Genomic DNA, 17,287 nt, shown 5'->3' on the forward strand with positions numbered 1-17,287 from the left:
GGCGGTCAGCTCCGGTCGGCCGGGCGCGCGGACAGCTCGTGCACCAGCGCGACCACCCGGGTCAGCACCTCGGGGTCGGTCTCCGGCAGCACGCCGTGGCCGAGGTTGAACACGTGCCCGGGGGCGGCCCGGCCCTGCTCCAGCACCCGCCGCACCTCCGCCTCGACCACCGGCCACGGGGAGAGCAGCACCGCCGGGTCGAGGTTGCCCTGCACGGCCCGGTCGGGTCCGATCCGCTCGGTCGCCACGTCCAGCGGCGTACGCCAGTCGACGCCGACGACGTCGGCGCCGGCCTCACCCATGGCGGTGAGCAGTTCGGCAGTGCCCACCCCGAAGTGGATCCGCGGCACGCCCGCGTCGGCCAGCCCGGAGAGCACGGCCGTCGAGTGCGGCAGCACGTAGCGGCGGTAGTCGGCCTCGGACAGCGCCCCCGCCCACGAGTCGAAGAGCTGCACCGCGGAGACCCCGGCGTCGACCTGGACCCGCAGGAAGGCGAGCGTCACCTCGGCCAGCCGGGCGCAGAGCGCGTGCCACAGCTCCGGGTCGCCGTACATCAGCGCCTTGGTCTTCGCGTGGGTACGCGACGGGCCGCCCTCGACCAGGTAGCTGGCCAGGGTGAACGGCGCCCCGGCGAAGCCGATCAGCGGGGTGTCGCCGAGTTCGGCGACGAGCAGCCGGACCGCCTCGTCCACGTAGGACACGTCGGCCCGGGTGATCGGGCGGATCCGCTCGACGTCGTCGGCGCCGCGCACCGGCTCGGCCACCACCGGCCCGGTGCCCGCCACGATGTCCAGGTCGACCCCGGCCGCGGCGACCGGCACCACGATGTCGCTGAACAGGATGGCCGCGTCCACCCCGTGCCGGCGCACCGGCTGGAGGGTGATCTCGGTCACCAGTTCGGGGCGGCGGCAGGATTCCAGCATGCCCACGTTGGCCCGGATCTCGCGGTACTCCGGCAGCGACCGGCCGGCCTGTCGCATGAACCAGACCGGGGTGTGCGGGCCGGGCCGGCGCCGGCAGGCCCGGACGAAGGGCGAGTCGGCCGGTCCCCCGGGGCGGGGTGCCTCGTCTCGGGCGGCGGTGCCCGTGGTGTCGGTGGTCATCGCGGCCATCGTGCCACGGGGCGCGGTGGGCACAGCGGGCAGCGCCGCCTTTTGTGACCCGGATCAGCCGCGCGCCGGCCGCCCCCGGACGCCCCTCGGCGTGCCGTTCCGCTGGGCGGCCGGGCGCGGGCATAGGCTGCCGGCATGGCCCCCCCGATCGCGCTCCCGGAGACCTTCGCCCGCGCGGTCGCCGGGTTGCGGTCGGCCGCACCCCGGCCGGAGATCGTGCTCGAGGAGGTGGGCGCGCCGCAGCGGCTCGCCCCGTACGCCTTCGCGCTCTCCGCGGCCGTGCTGCGCGACGGCGACGAGGTGGCCACCGGGCGGCTGATCCTGCTGCACGACCCGGCCGGGCACGAGGCGTGGCAGGGGACCCTGCGGCTGGTCACCTACGTGACCGCCGAGCTGGAGGTCGACCTGGCCGCCGACCCGCTGCTGCCCGGAGTGGGCTGGACCTGGCTGACCGACGCCCTGGACGCCCAGGACGCCCGGCACCGGGCGATCGGCGGCACGGTCACCCAGACCATGTCGACCCGGTTCGGCGAGCTGGCCGGCCCACCCGCGGCCGGCGACATCGAGATCCGCGCCTCCTGGACGCCGGTGGACGACGACCTGGCCCCGCACCTGCTCGCCTGGTGCGCGCTGCTCGCCTCGACCGCCGGCCTCCCCCCGCCCGGCGTCACCGCGCTCCCCGACCGGCGCCCCGCCGGCGCCGCCTGACCCCGTCGGTCATGGCGTCGTGCCGGGCGGGCCGCCGCACGCCACGGCGGACGTGCGGCGGCCCGACCCGATGACCGACCTGTCGGGGTGGGTCAGAGGTAGTCCTCGGCCTCGTTGCAGACCTTGTCCAGGCCCTTGCTGGCCTTGTCGAACGCGCTGCGGTTGCCGGCGGCGGCCGCGTTCAGCGCGGTGGTGAGCTTGTCCAGGCAGGTGGCGATGACCTTCTTCTGCCGGGCCTGCTCGTCGCGGTCGTTGCGGGTGCCGGTGAGGTCCTGCTCGGTGTCGGCCAGCTTGTCCTGCACGCCCTGCAGGTCGGCCTTGAGCTTCTCGATCTCCTTGGCGTTCGCCGCGATGGTGCCGTCCCGCTCGCTGACCTGGCTGGCCATCTGCTTCTCGGTGCGGTCCAGTTCGCCGCTGGTGGTGACGAAGAGGCCGGTCATCACCCCGCCGAGGACGAAGAGCAGGCCGGCCACCACGGCCAGGATCAGCACGCTCCGCCCCTTGCCGGCGGCCGGCGCGACGCCGTACGGCGGCACCGAACCGGGCGGACCGGACATCGGCGGCCCCGACATCGGCGGCCCCGACATCGGCGGCGCCGACATGGGCGGCGCGGACATCGGCTGGCCGTACGCCGGGCCGGCGGTCGGCGGCGCGGAGACCGGGCCGCCGTAGGGCGCGGCAGCGCCCGCCGGGGCGTAGCCGGTCGGGAAGGGCGTGGTGGCGGACTCGGCGGGCGGTGCGGACTGCGGGACACCGGGACCGGCCGGCTGTCCGCCCCCGTACTGCTGCGGCGCAGGCTGAGCGGCGCCGTACACGGTGCCGCCCGCGGGCGGCTGACCGGGCGCGGCCGGCGGCTGCGGCGGGTACGGCGGCGGGTAGCCGCCCGGCCCGGTCGGTGGCTGGGACATCTCTTCTCTTCCTCCAAGGGCGTGGTCCGGGGCAGGGTCGGCCCGCCGGACCGGGTCGGTACAGGTCAGCGGCTGACCGGGGGTCAGCAGATCTTGAAGCCGTCGCAGGCGATCTTGATCGGCACGGCGAGGCCGATCCCCTCGGCGTCGCGGGCCTTGGCGGTGGCGATGCCGACCACCTGCTTGCTGCCGTTGATCACCGGACCGCCGGAGTTGCCGGGATTGATCGGCGCGTCGAACTGGATCGCCGGCGGTTCACCGCCCTCGGCCTTGCGGAGGGCGCTGACCACGCCGGTGGTGACGCTGTCCTCCAGGCCGAGCGGCGCGCCCACCACGACGATCTGCTGGCCGGACTTCACCGGGGCGGACGCGGCCACCAGCCCGGTGAACTTGCCGGTGGCGCGCAGGTGGGCGATGTCGTTGGCCTCGTCGACCTTGACGATGGTGGCGGGGAACCTCTGGTCGGTGCGCTCCAGGAAGACCTCCCGGCCGCCGCTGTCCCAGACCGCCTCGACCACGTGGAAGTTGGTGAACAGGTTCGTACCGCCCCCGGCGGCCGGCTTGCCCACGGCGAACGCGGTGCCGGTGAACTGACCGGCCCGGACCCGGAAGACGCTGGGCAGCACGGCGCTGGCCACGGCCTCCGGGTTGAACGCGGCCCCGGCCTGCTTCTCCAGCGCCCCCGCCCGCTGCTCCAGCCCGTCGAGCCGGGCACCATCGGCGGCCTGGGCGGCGTCCAGCCGGCGGCCGGTGTCGTCGAGCCGGTCGGAGAGCAATTGGATCTGGATCGCCTGCACGATGGTCGCCACGGCCAGCACGGCCACCAGCACCGCACCCGCGACGGTGCGCCAGCGACCGCGGCGGGGCGCGGCCGGCGCCGGCCCGGCTCCCGACCAGGAATCGCCGCCGACGGTCGGGACGCCCGACGATCCGGCCGGCGGGTAGCTCGGCCCGGCGGCCGGCGGGTAGCTCGGCCCGGCCGCCGGCGGGTAGCTCGGCCCGGCCGCCGGCGGGTAGGCCGGTCCGGCGGCGGGCGGGTGGCCCGGGCCGGCGGGTGGATAGGTCGGCGCCGGCGGCTGACCGGGCGCGGCGACCGGCGAGGTCCCGGGGCCCGCGGCCGGCGACGTGCCGGGGCCGGCGGCCGGCGGATAGCCGGGCGCGGCGGCGGGCGGGTAGGTCGGGCCGGCGGCCGGCGGCGCGGCGGGGGTCTGGCCCCACTGTGCCTGCTGCGGCGGGGACCACGCGGCCGGCTGGCCCGACGGGTACGCCGCGGCGGGCGGTCGGGGCGGTTCGACCCGGGGCGGCAGTGGGCCCGGCCGGCCGTAGACCCCGTCCGGCGGTGCGCCGCCCGAGCCGTCGCCCGCCGGAGCCGCGTCGGTGCCCCCCGACCCGTAGCCCGCAGTCATGTTCGCCACGCCCTCCCCATAGACGCCCCCGGTGGCCGCCGCCCCGCCGGGAACGTGCACCCGCGGGCCGGCCGGATGGACCGTACCTGCGCGATCGGGGTTTGTCTTCCCCGATGTCCGGCCCGTCGGGACACCTCCGGGTCACCCGACCGACACGCGCCGGACCCCGGCTGCACCCGCGCAATCCGGCGGCGCACTAGGGTTGTCAGGTGACCGACGAACCACCCCTGCGCCGTCGGGCCGCCGAAAGCCGTACGGGAAACGCACCGCACGACCCGCCGTCGGCCCGGCCGGAGCCGGCGGACGCGGGAGACGACGCGACCGCCGGCGGGCCCGTACCGCTGACCGCCCCGCGCGAGGGCACGCCCGAGCCGGTGGCCACGCCGAGCGAACTTGACGAGGTCGTGGCCCGTCTCGCGGCGGGCACCGGCCCGGTCGCCCTGGACGCCGAGCGCGCCTCGGGCTACCGCTACAGCCAACGCGCCTACCTGGTCCAGCTGCGCCGCACCGGCGCCGGCACGACGCTGATCGACCCGTTGCCGCTGCCCGACCTGACCGCCCTCGACGAGGCCATCGGCGAGGCCGAGTGGGTGCTGCACGCGGCCAGCCAGGACCTGCCCTGCCTGGCCGAGCTCGGGTTGCGTCCGCGCCGGCTCTTCGACACGGAACTGGCCGCCCGGCTGGCCGGATTCGAGCGGGTCGGCCTGGCCGCGCTGACCGAGCAGCTACTCGGATTCAGCCTGGAGAAGCATCATTCGGCAGCCGACTGGTCGACCCGGCCGCTGCCGGAGTCCTGGCTGACCTACGCCGCGCTCGACGTGGAACTGCTGACCGACCTGCGCGACGCGCTCGACGAGGAGCTGACCCGCCAGGGCAAGAGCGAGTGGGCGGCGGAGGAGTTCGCCGCGCTGGTCCGGACGGGCGCCCGGCCGCCGCGGGTGCGGGCCGAGCCCTGGCGGCGCACCTCCGGCATCCACCGGGTACGCGGGGCGCGGGCGCAGGCCCGGGTCCGCTCGATGTGGTACGCCCGGGACCAGATCGCGGCCCGGCGGGACGCCGCCCCGGGCCGGGTGCTGCCGGACTCGGCGATCATCGCCGCCGCCGAACTGGACCCGAAGGACGAGCAGACCCTGCTCACCCTGCCCGGCTTCGGCGGCCGCTCGGTACGCCGGCTGGCCCGCACCTGGCTGGCGGCGCTGGACGACGCCCGCCAACTGCCGGACGACGCGCTGCCGGTGGCGCCGGCGGCCGAGGGGCCACCGCCGCCGCACCGCTGGGCGGAACGGGACCCGGTGGCCGCGGGCCGGCTGGTCCGCTGCCGGGAGGTGGTGACCCGGATCGCCGGCGAGCACAACCTGCCGCCGGAGAACCTGATCGCCCCCGACTCGGTCCGCCGGCTGGCCTGGGTGCCGCCGGAGGAGGTCACCGAGCACACGGTGGCGGACACGCTGCGCGGCTTCAACGCCCGCGAGTGGCAGCTCCGCCTCCTGCTCCCCGCCCTTGCCGAAGCCCTCCGGGACCCAACCCCCACCCCCTGACCTCCGGCCGGGTCCCGGCCCGGGCTGTTGATCATGAAGTTGTCGTCAGCCCGCCCGGCGGGTCGCGGCGACAACTTCGTGATCAACGCGCCGGAGGGGTCGGGACGGCGGGGCGAGCCGCGGGTGTGGGGTGGGCCACACGGGGGGTGGTGTCGGGTTTGGTTACTGACGAGTAGCATCCGAGGAACCACGCCCGTGCCGGCGACCTTCATTCGGTCCGTGCTGCCGCCTGTCGGCGCGGAGGCCGAAGCATGGTCGAAAAGGAGGCTCAAGTGCCCCGTGAAGTTCGGGATGTCGTCTTCGTCGACGGCGTCCGCACCCCGTTCGGCAAGGCGGGTGGCATGTACGCCAACACCCGCGCCGACGACCTGGTGATCCGCTGCATCCGCGAGCTGCTGCGCCGCAACCCGCAGCTGCCGCCGGAGCGGGTCGAGGAGGTCGCGATCGCCGCCACCACCCAGATCGGCGACCAGGGCCTCACCATCGGCCGGACCGCGGCCCTGCTGGCCGGCCTGCCCAAGACCGTCCCCGGCTTCGCGATCGACCGGATGTGCGCCGGCGCGATGACCGCGGTGACCACCGTCGCCGGCGGTATCGCCATGGGCGCCTACGACATCGCCATCGCCGGCGGCGTGGAGCACATGGGCCGCCACCCGATGGGCGAGGGCGTCGACCCGAACCCGCGGATCATCGCCGAGAAGCTGGTCGACCCGTCCGCGCTGGTCATGGGCGCGACCGCGGAGAACCTGCACGACCGGGTCCCGCACATCACCAAGGAGCGCACCGACGCGTTCGCGCTCGCCTCGCAGCAGAAGACCGCGAAGGCGTACGCCAACGGCAAGCTCCAGGACGACCTGGTGCCGGTGGCGATCCGGGACGCCGACGGCGGCTGGGGCCTGGCCACCGTGGACGAGGCGCCGCGGGACACCTCGCTGGAGAAGCTCGCCACCCTGAAGACCCCGTTCCGCCCGCACGGCAAGGTGACCGCGGGCAACGCGGCCGGCCTGAACGACGGCGCCACCGCCAGCCTGCTGGCCGCCGAGGAGACCGCCCGCGAGCTGGGCCTGCCGGTCGCCATGCGACTGGTGTCGTACGGCTTCGTCGGGGTCGAGCCCGAGGTGATGGGCGTCGGCCCGATCCCGTCGACCGAGAAGGCGCTGCGCATCGCCGGCCTGTCCATCGACGACATCGGCCTGTTCGAGCTGAACGAGGCGTTCGCCGTGCAGGTGCTCGCCTTCCTCGACCACTTCGGCATCGCCGACGACGACCCGCGGGTCAACCCGTGGGGCGGCGCGATCGCCATCGGCCACCCGCTGGCCTCCTCGGGCGTGCGGCTGATGACCCAGCTGGCCCGGCAGTTCGCCGAGCACCCCGAGGTCCGCTACGGCCTCACTGCCATGTGCATCGGCATCGGCATGGGCGGCACGGTCATCTGGGAGAACCCCCACTGGACGGAGTCCGGCAAGCCGGCTCAGGGGGAGGGGAACAAGTGAGCGCGCTCGCCGCACCGAACGAGGTGGTCACCAAGGCGCTGCTGCGCCAGGTGAACGTGCCCGGGCTGGACCGCCCGGCCGCCCTGATCACGCTGGACAACGGCTTCGACCACACCAAGCCGAACACCTTCGGCCCGGGCGGCCTGACCAGCCTGGACGAGGCGATCACGGCCGCCCTGGCGGCGAACCCGGCGTTCATCGCGGTCACCGGCAAGCCGTACGTCTTCTGCGTCGGCGCGGACATCACCGGCCTGCCGCAGCTCGCCGACCGCGCGCAGGCGCTGGAGATCGGCCGGCTCGGCCACCGGGTCTTCGCGCGGCTCAAGGACAGCGCGATCCCGACCTTCGCGTTCGTCAACGGCGCGGCGATGGGCGGCGGCCTGGAACTGGCCCTGCACTGCCACTACCGGACCCTCTCCGGCGGCGCCGCGGCGCTGGCCCTGCCCGAGGTCTCGCTCGGCCTGGTGCCCGGCTGGGGCGGCACCCAGCTGCTGCCGAACCTGATCGGCATCCCGGCCGCCACCCAGGTGATCATCCAGAACCCGCTGATGCAGAACAAGATGCTCAAGCCGAAGCAGGCCGCCGAGCTGGGCATCGCCGACGTGCTGCTGGAGCCGGCGGACTTCCTGGAGCGGTCGCTGGAATGGGCCGCCGGCGTGGTGCGCGGTGAGATCACCGTGACCCGGCCCGAGGTCGACCGGGACATGTGGGCCGGGGTTCTCTACTTCGCCCGGCAGACCCTGGACCAGCGGCTGCACGGCGCGGTCCCGGCCGCGTACAAGGCGCTGGACCTGCTGGACACCGCCAAGGACGCGGACTTCGCCGCCGGCACCGCCGCCGAGGACGAGGCCCTCGCGGACCTCATCTTCAGCGAGGAGTTGCGCAGCGGGCTGTACGCGTTCGACCTGGTGCAGCGGCGGGCCAAGCGGCCGGCCGGCGCGCCGGACAAGGGGCTGGCCCGCCCGGTCACCAAGGTGGGCATCGTCGGCGCCGGCCTGATGGCCAGCCAGCTCGCCCTGCTCTTCGCCCGCCGACTCCAGGTGCCGGTCGTGATGACCGACCTGGACCAGGCCCGGGTGGACAAGGGCGTCGGGTACGTGCACACCCAGATCGAGAAGGCCGTCAGCAAGGGCCGGATGGACAAGGGCACCGCCGCCAAGCTGTACGGCCTGGTCAGCGGCGCGGCCGACAAGTCCGTCTTCGCCGACGCCGACTTCGTCATCGAGGCCGTCTTCGAGGACCTCGACGTCAAGAAGCAGGTCTGGGCCGAGCTGGAGAAGATCGTCAAGCCGGAGGCGGTGCTGGCGACGAACACCTCGTCGCTGTCGGTCACCGCGATGGCCGCCGAGCTGGCGCACCCGGAGCGGGTGGTCGGCTTCCACTTCTTCAACCCGGTCGCGATGATGCCGCTGCTGGAGATCGTCCGGGGCGAGCGGACCGACGACGCCACCCTGGCCACCGCGTTCGCGGTGGGCAAGCAGCTGAGGAAGTCCTCGGTGCTGGTCAAGGACGCCCCGGCGTTCGTGGTCAACCGGCTGCTCACCCGCTTCCTCGGCACGGTCTTCGCGGCCGTCGACCAGGGCACCCCACTGGACGTGGCGAACAGCGCGCTGGACCCGCTGGGCCTGCCGATGCGCCCGCTCGCCCTGCTCCAGCTGGTCGGCCCGGCGGTCGCGTACCACGTGGGCGGGACGCTGCACGCCGCGTTCCCGGACCGGTTCGGGGTCAGCGAGAACCTCAAGCGGATCGCCGACTCCGGCCAGCCGATCGTGGTCGACGACGAGGTCAACGCCGAGGTCGCGAAGCTGCTGGTGGTCGGCGACCAGCCGCTCACCGCCGAGCAGGTACGGCAGAACGCGCTGGACGCGCTGGCGCAGGAGATCCGGCTGATGCTCGACGAGGGCGTGGTGGCCGAGGCGCAGGACATCGACCTGTGCATGATCCTCGGTGCCGGCTGGCCGTTCCACCTGGGCGGCGTGACGCCGTACCTGGACCGCACCGGCACCAGCGAGCGGGTCACCGGTCGGCGGTTCCTGCCGCGCGGGGCTGCCAGCCTGCCCGCCTGATCCACCCCACTCCCCCGCGATCGCGGTGGCCGGGCGGGTCCACTCCGGACCCGCTCCCGGCCACCGCGATCGCCATCTGGCCCCCGTCCCGGCCGGGCAGCGGTTTCTTGATCGGCATGACTAGGATCGCCAGGTCATCGACTTTCACCTGGAGCTGACTGATGTCCCAGCCGCCGGCCAATCCCTACCCGGACCACGGCTCGTACCCGCCGCCGCAGCGGCCCGGGGGCTACCCCGCGCCGCAGCAGCCCGGCGGTTACCCGCCCCCACAGCAGCCCGGCGGTTACTCGCCGCAGCAGCAGAGCGGCGGATACCCGCCGCAGCAGCAGAGCGGCGGGTACCCGCCGCACCAGCCCGGTCAGCCGTACGGCGACCCGCACGTCCCCGCCGGTCCGCCGGCGAAGAAGAAGTCCAGCGCCGGCAAGATCGTGCTGATCGTGCTGGCCGTGGTGCTGGTGCTCTGCCTCGGCGGTGCGGCGATCACCTGGTTCGCCGTCAAGGACGAGGTGGGCGACACCGTCGACGCCGCCAAGACCCGGGTGGTCGCCCCGGCCACCCTGGCCGGCCGCCCGCAGATCACCGACCCGGAACTCAAGTCGGTGGCCGACGCGATGGTCACCGAGATGAAGTCGACGGTGCAGAACGAGACCAGCGCCGTCGGCGCCTTCTACGGCGACCCGGCCAAGCAGGACCTGGTCATGATCGCCGCGGCGTCCGGGCTGATGGCCGACCCCAAGAAGGAGCTGCAGGACGCGGTCACCGGCCTCTCCACCGAGCTGGCCGTGACCAACATGGCCGACGTCGACCCGGGTCCGCTCGGCGGCGACGCCCGCTGCGGTGACGGCAAGGCCGACGACGTGAAGCTCGGCGTCTGCGTCTGGGCCGACAAGGGCAGCGTCGGCCTGGTGGTGATCTACTTCTCGTCCGCCGACAAGGCGAAGGCCGAGTTCACCACCATCCGGGGCCAGATCGAGCAGCGCTCCTGACCGCGACGGGCCGGGCCCCCGCCACCTCGGTGGCGGGGGCCCGGCCCGTTTCACGCGGGGGTCAGGCCGACGGGGCCTCGCCCGCCGGGGTGGCGGCGGTCTGCGCCGCCGGCGCGGCGGCCCGCTCGGCGGCGCTGCGCAGCACGCAGAACTCGTTGCCCTCCGGGTCGGCGAGCACCACCCAGCCGGAGCCGTCGGCCCGGCGCTGGTCGGCGACCTGGACGGCGCCGATGCCGAGCAGCCGCTCGACCTCCTCGTCCCGGGTCCGGTCCGTCGGCTCCAGATCGAGGTGCAGGCGGTTCTTCACCGCCTTGTCCTCGGGGACGGCCAGGAAGAGGATCTCCGGCCCACCCGGCGGCAGCAGCATCGCCTCGGGGTCACCGGGGAAGTCGTCGGGCTGGCGGGGGCACTCGAAGACCTGCGCCCAGAAGCCGGCCAGGGCGTAGGTGTCGCGGCAGTCGATGCCGATGTTGTGGATGCGTGCGCTCACTGCTGTTCCTCCAGGTCGGACGTTCCTGCCCGCTCCGCCGCACCGCGCAGGACGCAGAACTCGTTGCCCTCCGGGTCGGCGAGCACCACCCAGCCCGAGCCGTCGGCGCGCCGCCGGTCGTCCAGCAGGACCGCGCCGAGCCCGAGCACCCGGTCGACCTCCTGGTCCCGGGTCCGGCCGGCCGGCTCCAGGCAGACGTGCACCCGGTTCTTGGCCGCCTTCGTCTCGGGGACCTGCTGGAAGAACACGTGCGGGCCTGCGCCGTCCGGTGGCAGCAGCACCGCCTCCGGGTCACCGGGGGCGTCGTCGGCGTGCCGGGCGTAGCCGAGCACGGCCGACCAGAAGCCGGCGAGGGCGTAGGTGTCGTGGCAGTCGAAACTGATGTTGTAGATCCGTGGAAACACGGGTGAAGCCTCCGTGATCGAGGCGCCCCGGGTGCGTGAGCGTCAGCCGGCGAGACGGGGCGCGGACGTCATGACGATGGACATTCGACGCACCCCCCTCCGATCCCAGCCTGACGACGTGATCTTTCCAGCCGCCCGCGCCGGCCGCAACCCCTCAGCGGTCCCCCGCCGGCCCGGCGTGTTCCTCGGCGGTGACCGCCGGGGCCGCGTCCGCCGCCGGCAGCGTCACGGTCACCTCCAGGCCGCCGCCCGGCTGGGCAACGGCCTGCACGGTCCCGCCGTGCGCGTCGCAGACCGCGCGGACGATGGAGAGCCCCAGGCCGGATCCGCGCGCGCCCGTGCGTTCCCGGCCGCCGCGGCGGAACGGCTCGAACAGCCCGGGCACGTCGGCCGGATCCACCTCGAACCCGGTGTTCCCCACCACCAGCCAGGACCGGCATCCGTCGGTGCCGGTCCGCACCCAGAGCCGGCCGTGCAGGTGGTTGTAGCGGACCGCGTTCTCGACCAGGTTGCCGGCCAGCCGGTCCAGCAGCCCGGGATCGCCGACCACCGGCGCCGACTCCAGCGAGGTCTGCACCCGCAGCCCGATCCGCTCCACCTCCCGGCGTACCGCCGACAGGGCGTTGGCGGTGCCGGCGGCGAGGTCGCACTCGGTGCGCCGGCCGAGCCGCCGGCCGGCCTGCGCCTCGCTGCGGGCCAGCACCAGCAGCGCGTCGACCAGCCCGTTGGCCCGCTCGGAGGCGTCCCGGACCACGGTGGCCATCCGGCGGTATTCGGCGATGTCCGCCTCGTCGTCGCTGAGCGTCACGTCGATCTCGGTCCGCATCACCGCGAGGGGGGTCCGCAGCTCGTGCGAGGCGTTCGCGACGAACCGCCGCTGCGCTTCGAACGCGGCCGCGATCCGGTCCAGCATGTCGTCGAACGTCTTGGCCAGCTCGGCCACCTCGTCGTCCGCGCCCGAGTAGCCGATCCGCTGGTCCAGCGTGGCCTCACCGAGCCGCTGGGCGGTGGCGGTGACCTGGTGCAGCGGCCGCAGTGCCCGCCCGGCGACCGCGTACGCCCCGGCCACCCCGACCACGCTGATCGCCAGCAGCGCGACCAGCCCCTTGGCCAGCAGCTCCGCGGAGGCGGAGTCGACCAGCTGCCGCTGCCACTGCGCCGCGTCCAGCGCCCGCCCGTCGGCCAGCACCACGGTGGTGCCGGGCAGCAGCTCGTCGGTCGGCCGCAGCGCGTCGCGGACCAGCAGCCAGGCCAGCAGCACCAGGATCGCGCCCGCCCCGACCAGCAGCACGCCGTTGAGCAGGGTGAGCCGCAGCCGCAGGGTGGGCCGCAGGCGCGGGCGCCGGCTCATGCCGGCACTCCGCTGCGCTCCGTGCCGTCATGAGGCACCGTCGCGCCGAGTTTGATGATTCGCTCGCTGCGCTCGCTCATGCCTCCACCTCGGCCGTGCGATAGCCGGCGCCGACCACCGTCTCGATCAGCGGCGGGTCGCCCAGCTTCTTGCGCAGGGTCATCACGGTGACCCGGACGATGGTGGTGAACGGGTCGGTGTTGGCGTCCCAGACCCGCTCCAGCAGCTCCTCGCTGGAGACCACCGCGCCGCGCGCCTTGAGCAGTTCGCAGAGCACGCCGAACTCCTTGTTGGTGAGGTCGACCGGCACGCCGCCCCGGGTGGCCACCCGGCGGGCCGGGTCGAGCACCAGGTCGGCCAGGGACAGCACCGGCGGCGCGGCCGGGGTGGCTCGCCGGCCGAGCGCCTGCACCCGGGCCACCAGCTCGTCGAAGGCGAACGGCTTGGGCAGGTAGTCGTCGGCGCCGAGCTGCAACCCCTCGACCCGGTCGGCCACCGTGCCGCTGGCGGTCAGCATCAGCACCCGGGTCAGCGCGCCCGAGGCGGCCAGGTCGGCGCAGATCCGGTCGCCGTGGATGCCCGGCAGGTCACGGTCGAGCACCACCACGTCGTAGCGGGTGACGAAGGCCAGTTCGTGGCCGCTGTCGCCGTCGTAGGCGACGTCCACCGCCATGCCGCGCTTGCGCAGCCCGCGCGCGATCGCGTCCGCGAGGTTCCGCTCGTCCTCGACCACCAGCACCCGCATCCCGGCCCTCCTCGCCCTGACCACCCGACAACCTAGTGCCGACCGCCAAACCAGCGTCCCGCGCCGTCCCGGTCGACCGCCATTGCAGGAAACCTTCGTCGTACGCGATGCTTCCGGCGGGAACCTACGGAACGGACGGACCTGTCATGACCGACGCGGGGCGGGACATCGCCTACCGGGGCTTCCGGCTGCCCGGCGACCTGGCCGGCGGGACGGCGGCCGGGGTGCGCGCGGACACCCGGGGCCTGGTGCTGGCCGAACCGGCCGGCCGGCGGGAGCACCCGCTCGCCGACGGCACGGTCGCGGTGCACGAGCACGGAAGCTGGACCTCCCCGCCCGTGCGGGTGGGCTTCGCCGTGCACGAGGTGGTGCCGTCCTGGACCGCGGACACCCCGCCCGGCTGCTGGCTCCGGATCGAGCTGCGCGGCTGGCACGACGACGGACCGGCCACCGGCTGGTACCTGCTCGCCGACTGGGCGGCCGACGACGCGACGCTGCGGCGTACCTCGGTGCCCGGTCAGGGCGACACAGACGCCCGGGTCGACACGGACACGCTCGTGGTGACCGGGGCGACGGTCACCGGCTGGCAGGCCCGGGTGACCCTGCTCCGGCCGGCCGGCACCGAGCCGGGCCCGGTGCTGCGCTCCGTCGGCGCGGTCGCCTCGGGCCGGCCGGCCGGTCGTCGCGGCGGCCCGGCCCCCGGCCGGCGGTCCGGACGCGCCGGGGCAGCCGGACGGCGCCCGCCCGGTCGCGGTGGCCCGGCCGGCGGCCGGCGCGCCCGGCCCACGGCCCGGCTGGGGCACCGTGCTGGACGTGCCCCGGTACTCGCAGCGGCTGCACGCCGGCGAGCACCCGCAGTGGGGTGGCGGCGGCGACTCCTGGTGCAGCCCCACCTGCACCTCGATGGTGCTCGCCTTCTGGGGCGCCGCCCCGGCGCCCGAGCGGTACGCCTGGGTGCGCCCGCCCGGCCCCCGGCCGGTGGTGGTGCACGCCGCCCGGCACTGCTACGACCACGCCTACGCCGGCGCCGGGAACTGGCCGTTCAACACCGCCTACGCCGGCCTGTACGGGATGGACGCCTTCGTCACCCGGCTGCGCTCGCTCACCGAGGCGGAGGCGTTCGTCGCCGCCGGCATCCCGCTGGTCGTCTCCGCCGCCTTCCGGGTCGGCGAGGTGCCCGGGCTGGACTACGACACCCGGGGACACCTGATGGTGCTGGTCGGCTTCACCGCCGACGGCGACCCGGTGCTCAACGACCCGTACGCCCCGGACGACGAGGGGGTGCGCCGCACCGTGGACCGGGACCGGTTCGAGGCCGCCTGGCAGGGCGGCAGCGGCGGCGTGGCGTACGTCGTCCGGCCCCCCGGGGTGCCGCTGCCGCCAGCCCCGGCGCAGGCGAACTGGTGATTCAGCGGGGCAGTTGCCACACCCGCAGCGTGCCTCCCGGTTCCTGGCACACCAGCGCGCCGGCCTGCGAGGCGCACCGCCGCGCCCACCCGGGCAGCACGGCCAGCACCTCGGTCCGCGCCTCGGCCACGTCCAGTTCGGCGAGGAGCGCCCGCCCGTCGGCGAGCCGGCGCAGCCCGTAGCGCGGCCGGCCGGTCGGCCACTCCCAGATCACCTGCCAGCGGCCCAGCTCACCCAGCACCTGGCCGGTGGCCGGGTCGAGCACCGCCAGGGGTCGGTCCTCCCGGTCGTCCGGTCGGCCGGCGTCCGCGAGCAGTCGGTCGCCGACCGCCGCCACGTTCGACCAGCGCAGGTCCGCCCAGCGGGTCCGGCCGGTCTCCGGGTCGACCATCCGCACGCCGCCCTCCGGCCGGTGCAGGCAGATCCCCGCTCCGCACCGGCTGGCCCAGCCGACCTCCGAGCCGGGTGGCAGCACCCAGCGCCGGCGCAGCGAAGCCGCGTCGTAGCCGGCGATCCCGCCCGTCCCGTCGCCCACCAACAGCACGTCCCCGACCAGCTCCAGGTAGCGGTTCGCGACGTGCCCGATCTCCGGCAGGTCGACCCCGGCGAGCCGGGCGCCGGTGCGGGGGTCGTGCAGCTGCACCCGGCCTCCGGGCGTGACCGAGGCGACCAGGTCGACGACCCCGCCGGTGTACCGGTAGACGGCGAAGCCCTCGGCCACCGGCACGGACCAGCCCGGTGCGCCGGTGGCCACGTCAACGGCCCGCACCTCGTGACCCGGTCCCGCCCGGTGCGTCTCCAGCAGCACCCCGCCGTCCACCACGGGCAGGGCCCGACCCGGCCGGTGCCACCGCAGCTCGCCGCTGTTCAGTGCGAGCGCGCTGGTGACCGGGTGGTCACCGTCGGGCGACGAGGTGGTGACCAGGAGCAGGTCGCCGTGCACGGTCAGCCCCATCGGAACGTCGTCGTCCGGCAGTTGCCGGCGCCAGAGCGGTTCCCCACTCGGCAGCCGGTACGCGACGAGTTCCCGGGCACCGCTGTCGGCCGGCATCAGCCCCTGCAGGACCAGTAGCTGGTCACCGAACAGGAGGAAATCCGCGGGACCGGTCGCGGGCACCGTCAGCATCGGCGGGCCGGCCGGCGGGGGCCCGCCGCCGGCGAGGGTGCCCAGCGCGAGCAGCACCGGCAGTGCCACCCGCCACCAGCGGGCCGGCCGGGGGCGGCGGGCGGTCGACCCGGGCTCGGGCTCGGGGCCGCGCGGCCGCTCACCCAGCTCGATCACCACCTCGCCGGTCATCCCGCCAGCCGCCGCACCACGAAGCCGCCACCCTGCCGCCGGCAGACCAGCATCTCCCGGTCGACCTGGCAGTCCCCCGACGCGTCCCGGAGCACGTCGTGCCCCCGGGCCCGGCCCGTGGTGACGTCCAGTTCGGCGACCAGCACCCCGCCGCCGGGCATCGGCCGGGTCCCGACGATCCGGTCGTCGGCCGAGCGCGCCGACACCAGCTGCCAGGCACCGAGGTCGGCGAGCTCCCGGCCGGTCGTCACGTCGACCACCACCACCCGGTCCCCACCGGACCCGGTCGTCGCCAACCCGAGCAGCAGGCCGCCCCGCCCCGGCAACAGACCGGTCCAGGTCGCACTGGTCCACCGGACCTGGCCGGTGGCCGCATCCAACGCCCTGGTTCCACCGCTCCGGCCAGCGGCGCAGAGCAGCTCCCCGCACAGGTAGACGTACGCCACCAGCGGCAGCTCCACCTCCCAGCGCCGCCGCAGCCCGTCCAGCTCGTACCCGGTCAGCCGACCGGACTGCCGATCGATCACCAGCAGCAGGTCCTCCACCAGCTGCGTGTACGTCGTGCCGGGCGGCCCGCCGGAGGGCAGCTCGCCGCGGCGCAGCAGGGTGCCGGTGCCGGCGTCGTACACCTCGACCGCGCCACCGGCCGTGACCACCACGAGCTGCTCGATCAGGCCGTCGCGCCCCCGGTAGTGCGCCCCCTCCGCGGGGACCGACAGCGACCACAGCGCCCGCCCCGAGGCCAGGTCCACCGACCGGACGGTGCCGGGGCCGTCGACTCCGGCGGTCTCCAGCAGCAGCCGCCCGGCGGCGTCCAGCCGGGCCAGGCCGGGCTGACGCCACCGCAGTCGCCCGGTGTCGGGCTCGAACACCAACGTGTCGCCGCCCTGGAAACCGTTGAGCCCGGCGACGGAGAGCAGCACCGCCCCGTGGCTCTCCTGGATTCCCCAGAACTGCCCGGCTCCCGGCACCGGCACCCGCCACAGCGGGGTGGGCCGCTGCGGGGTGGTCGTCGCCCGGTCGGGCAGCGGGTAGGCGACCAGGTCCCGGGTGCCGTCGGTGACGCCCTCGGCCGGTTGGGCCAGGTAGAGCCGGTCGTCGGCGAGGAAGGCGTCGGCGGCGGAGCCGGGCACGTCGGCGGCGACCCGACCGGGCGGTGGCGCGGCGGCGGCCACGGTCACCAGGACCGCCGCCAGCACCAGGACGCTCCGGAGTGGACGACCGGCCGGCCGGGGGCGGCGGGGCCCGGCGATCCGCTCGGGCTCGGGCCGGTCGCGCAGTTCACCGAGGTCGATCAGCGTCACGTCGTCCTCCCCCGGCCACGCCCGCCCGGCAACCGGCCGTGGCCGCACCGGGCCGGCAAATGCGACGCATCC

15 protein-coding genes are annotated in these 17,287 nt (G+C 75.2%); 6 read left to right on the plus strand and 9 right to left on the minus strand.

Translation table 11 applies throughout. The features are described 5' to 3' along the window. Positions 1 to 5 precede the first annotated feature (5 nt). Positions 6 to 1,103, minus strand: a complete 1,098-nt coding sequence (gene hemE / locus ACVCAH_RS08155; RefSeq protein ID WP_447135434.1) for a uroporphyrinogen decarboxylase — start codon at positions 1,101 to 1,103, stop codon at positions 6 to 8. Positions 1,104 to 1,247: 144 nt separating this feature from the next. On the opposite strand from hemE, the gene ACVCAH_RS08160 reads away from it, so the two are divergent. Then, positions 1,248 to 1,820 carry a DUF3000 domain-containing protein gene (locus ACVCAH_RS08160; protein WP_447135435.1) on the plus strand — a complete coding sequence of 191 codons (573 nt, stop codon included), beginning with the start codon at positions 1,248 to 1,250 and terminating at the stop codon, positions 1,818 to 1,820. 92 nt (positions 1,821 to 1,912) lie between these two features. Here the strand turns inward: ACVCAH_RS08160 and ACVCAH_RS08165 are convergent, their stop codons facing one another. Then, entirely contained in the window at positions 1,913 to 2,728 is an 816-nt protein-coding gene (locus ACVCAH_RS08165) for a hypothetical protein (RefSeq protein WP_447135436.1), read from the minus strand. Between the two features lie 83 nt (positions 2,729 to 2,811). Further along, on the minus strand, positions 2,812 to 4,134 hold the full coding sequence (locus ACVCAH_RS08170; RefSeq protein ID WP_447135607.1) for a trypsin-like peptidase domain-containing protein: 1,323 nt from the start codon (positions 4,132 to 4,134) through the stop codon (positions 2,812 to 2,814). A gap of 209 nt (positions 4,135 to 4,343) precedes the next feature. Here ACVCAH_RS08170 and ACVCAH_RS08175 point away from each other — a divergent pair, with 209 nt between their 5' ends. From ACVCAH_RS08175 to ACVCAH_RS08190, 4 genes are all read left to right on the plus strand, one after another. Next, positions 4,344 to 5,672 carry a ribonuclease D gene (locus ACVCAH_RS08175; protein ID WP_447135437.1) on the plus strand — a complete coding sequence of 443 codons (1,329 nt, stop codon included), beginning with the start codon at positions 4,344 to 4,346 and terminating at the stop codon, positions 5,670 to 5,672. 272 nt (positions 5,673 to 5,944) lie between these two features. After that, positions 5,945 to 7,165, plus strand: a complete 1,221-nt coding sequence (locus tag ACVCAH_RS08180) for a thiolase family protein (RefSeq protein ID WP_447135438.1) — start codon at positions 5,945 to 5,947, stop codon at positions 7,163 to 7,165. After that, on the plus strand, positions 7,162 to 9,231 hold the full coding sequence (locus tag ACVCAH_RS08185) for a 3-hydroxyacyl-CoA dehydrogenase NAD-binding domain-containing protein (RefSeq protein WP_447135439.1): 2,070 nt from the start codon (positions 7,162 to 7,164) through the stop codon (positions 9,229 to 9,231). Before ACVCAH_RS08180 ends, ACVCAH_RS08185 begins: the two co-directional genes overlap by 4 nt. 161 nt (positions 9,232 to 9,392) lie before the next feature. Next, complete coding sequence (locus tag ACVCAH_RS08190) at positions 9,393 to 10,217, plus strand: hypothetical protein (RefSeq protein WP_447135440.1); 825 nt, start codon at positions 9,393 to 9,395, stop codon at positions 10,215 to 10,217. Positions 10,218 to 10,278: 61 nt separating this feature from the next. On the opposite strand, the gene ACVCAH_RS08195 is transcribed toward ACVCAH_RS08190, so the two are convergent. The 4 genes from ACVCAH_RS08195 to ACVCAH_RS08210 form a co-directional block, all read right to left on the minus strand. Then, positions 10,279 to 10,707, minus strand: a complete 429-nt coding sequence (locus ACVCAH_RS08195) for a VOC family protein (RefSeq protein WP_447135441.1) — start codon at positions 10,705 to 10,707, stop codon at positions 10,279 to 10,281. Further along, entirely contained in the window at positions 10,704 to 11,111 is a 408-nt protein-coding gene (locus ACVCAH_RS08200; RefSeq protein WP_447135442.1) for a VOC family protein, read from the minus strand. The genes ACVCAH_RS08195 and ACVCAH_RS08200 overlap by 4 nt, the downstream gene beginning before the upstream one ends. A gap of 154 nt (positions 11,112 to 11,265) precedes the next feature. Further along, positions 11,266 to 12,462 carry a sensor histidine kinase gene (locus ACVCAH_RS08205; protein ID WP_447135443.1) on the minus strand — a complete coding sequence of 399 codons (1,197 nt, stop codon included), beginning with the start codon at positions 12,460 to 12,462 and terminating at the stop codon, positions 11,266 to 11,268. A gap of 76 nt (positions 12,463 to 12,538) precedes the next feature. Beyond that, the gene (locus tag ACVCAH_RS08210; protein WP_447135444.1) at positions 12,539 to 13,207 is read right to left on the minus strand and encodes a response regulator transcription factor; all 669 of its coding nucleotides are present in this window, start codon (positions 13,205 to 13,207) and stop codon (positions 12,539 to 12,541) included. An 813-nt stretch (positions 13,208 to 14,020) separates the two neighbouring features. On the opposite strand from ACVCAH_RS08210, the gene ACVCAH_RS08215 reads away from it, so the two are divergent. Then, entirely contained in the window at positions 14,021 to 14,614 is a 594-nt protein-coding gene (locus ACVCAH_RS08215) for a peptidase C39 family protein (RefSeq protein WP_447135445.1), read from the plus strand. A 1-nt stretch (position 14,615) separates the two neighbouring features. Here ACVCAH_RS08215 and ACVCAH_RS08220 read toward each other — a convergent pair whose 3' ends face one another. Continuing rightward, positions 14,616 to 15,911 carry an outer membrane protein assembly factor BamB family protein gene (locus ACVCAH_RS08220; RefSeq protein ID WP_447135446.1) on the minus strand — a complete coding sequence of 432 codons (1,296 nt, stop codon included), beginning with the start codon at positions 15,909 to 15,911 and terminating at the stop codon, positions 14,616 to 14,618. Continuing rightward, on the minus strand, positions 15,908 to 17,215 hold the full coding sequence (locus ACVCAH_RS08225) for an outer membrane protein assembly factor BamB family protein (protein WP_447135447.1): 1,308 nt from the start codon (positions 17,213 to 17,215) through the stop codon (positions 15,908 to 15,910). Before ACVCAH_RS08225 ends, ACVCAH_RS08220 begins: the two co-directional genes overlap by 4 nt. Positions 17,216 to 17,287 lie beyond the last annotated feature (72 nt).

Source organism: Micromonospora sp. LZ34 (assembly GCF_052981855.1).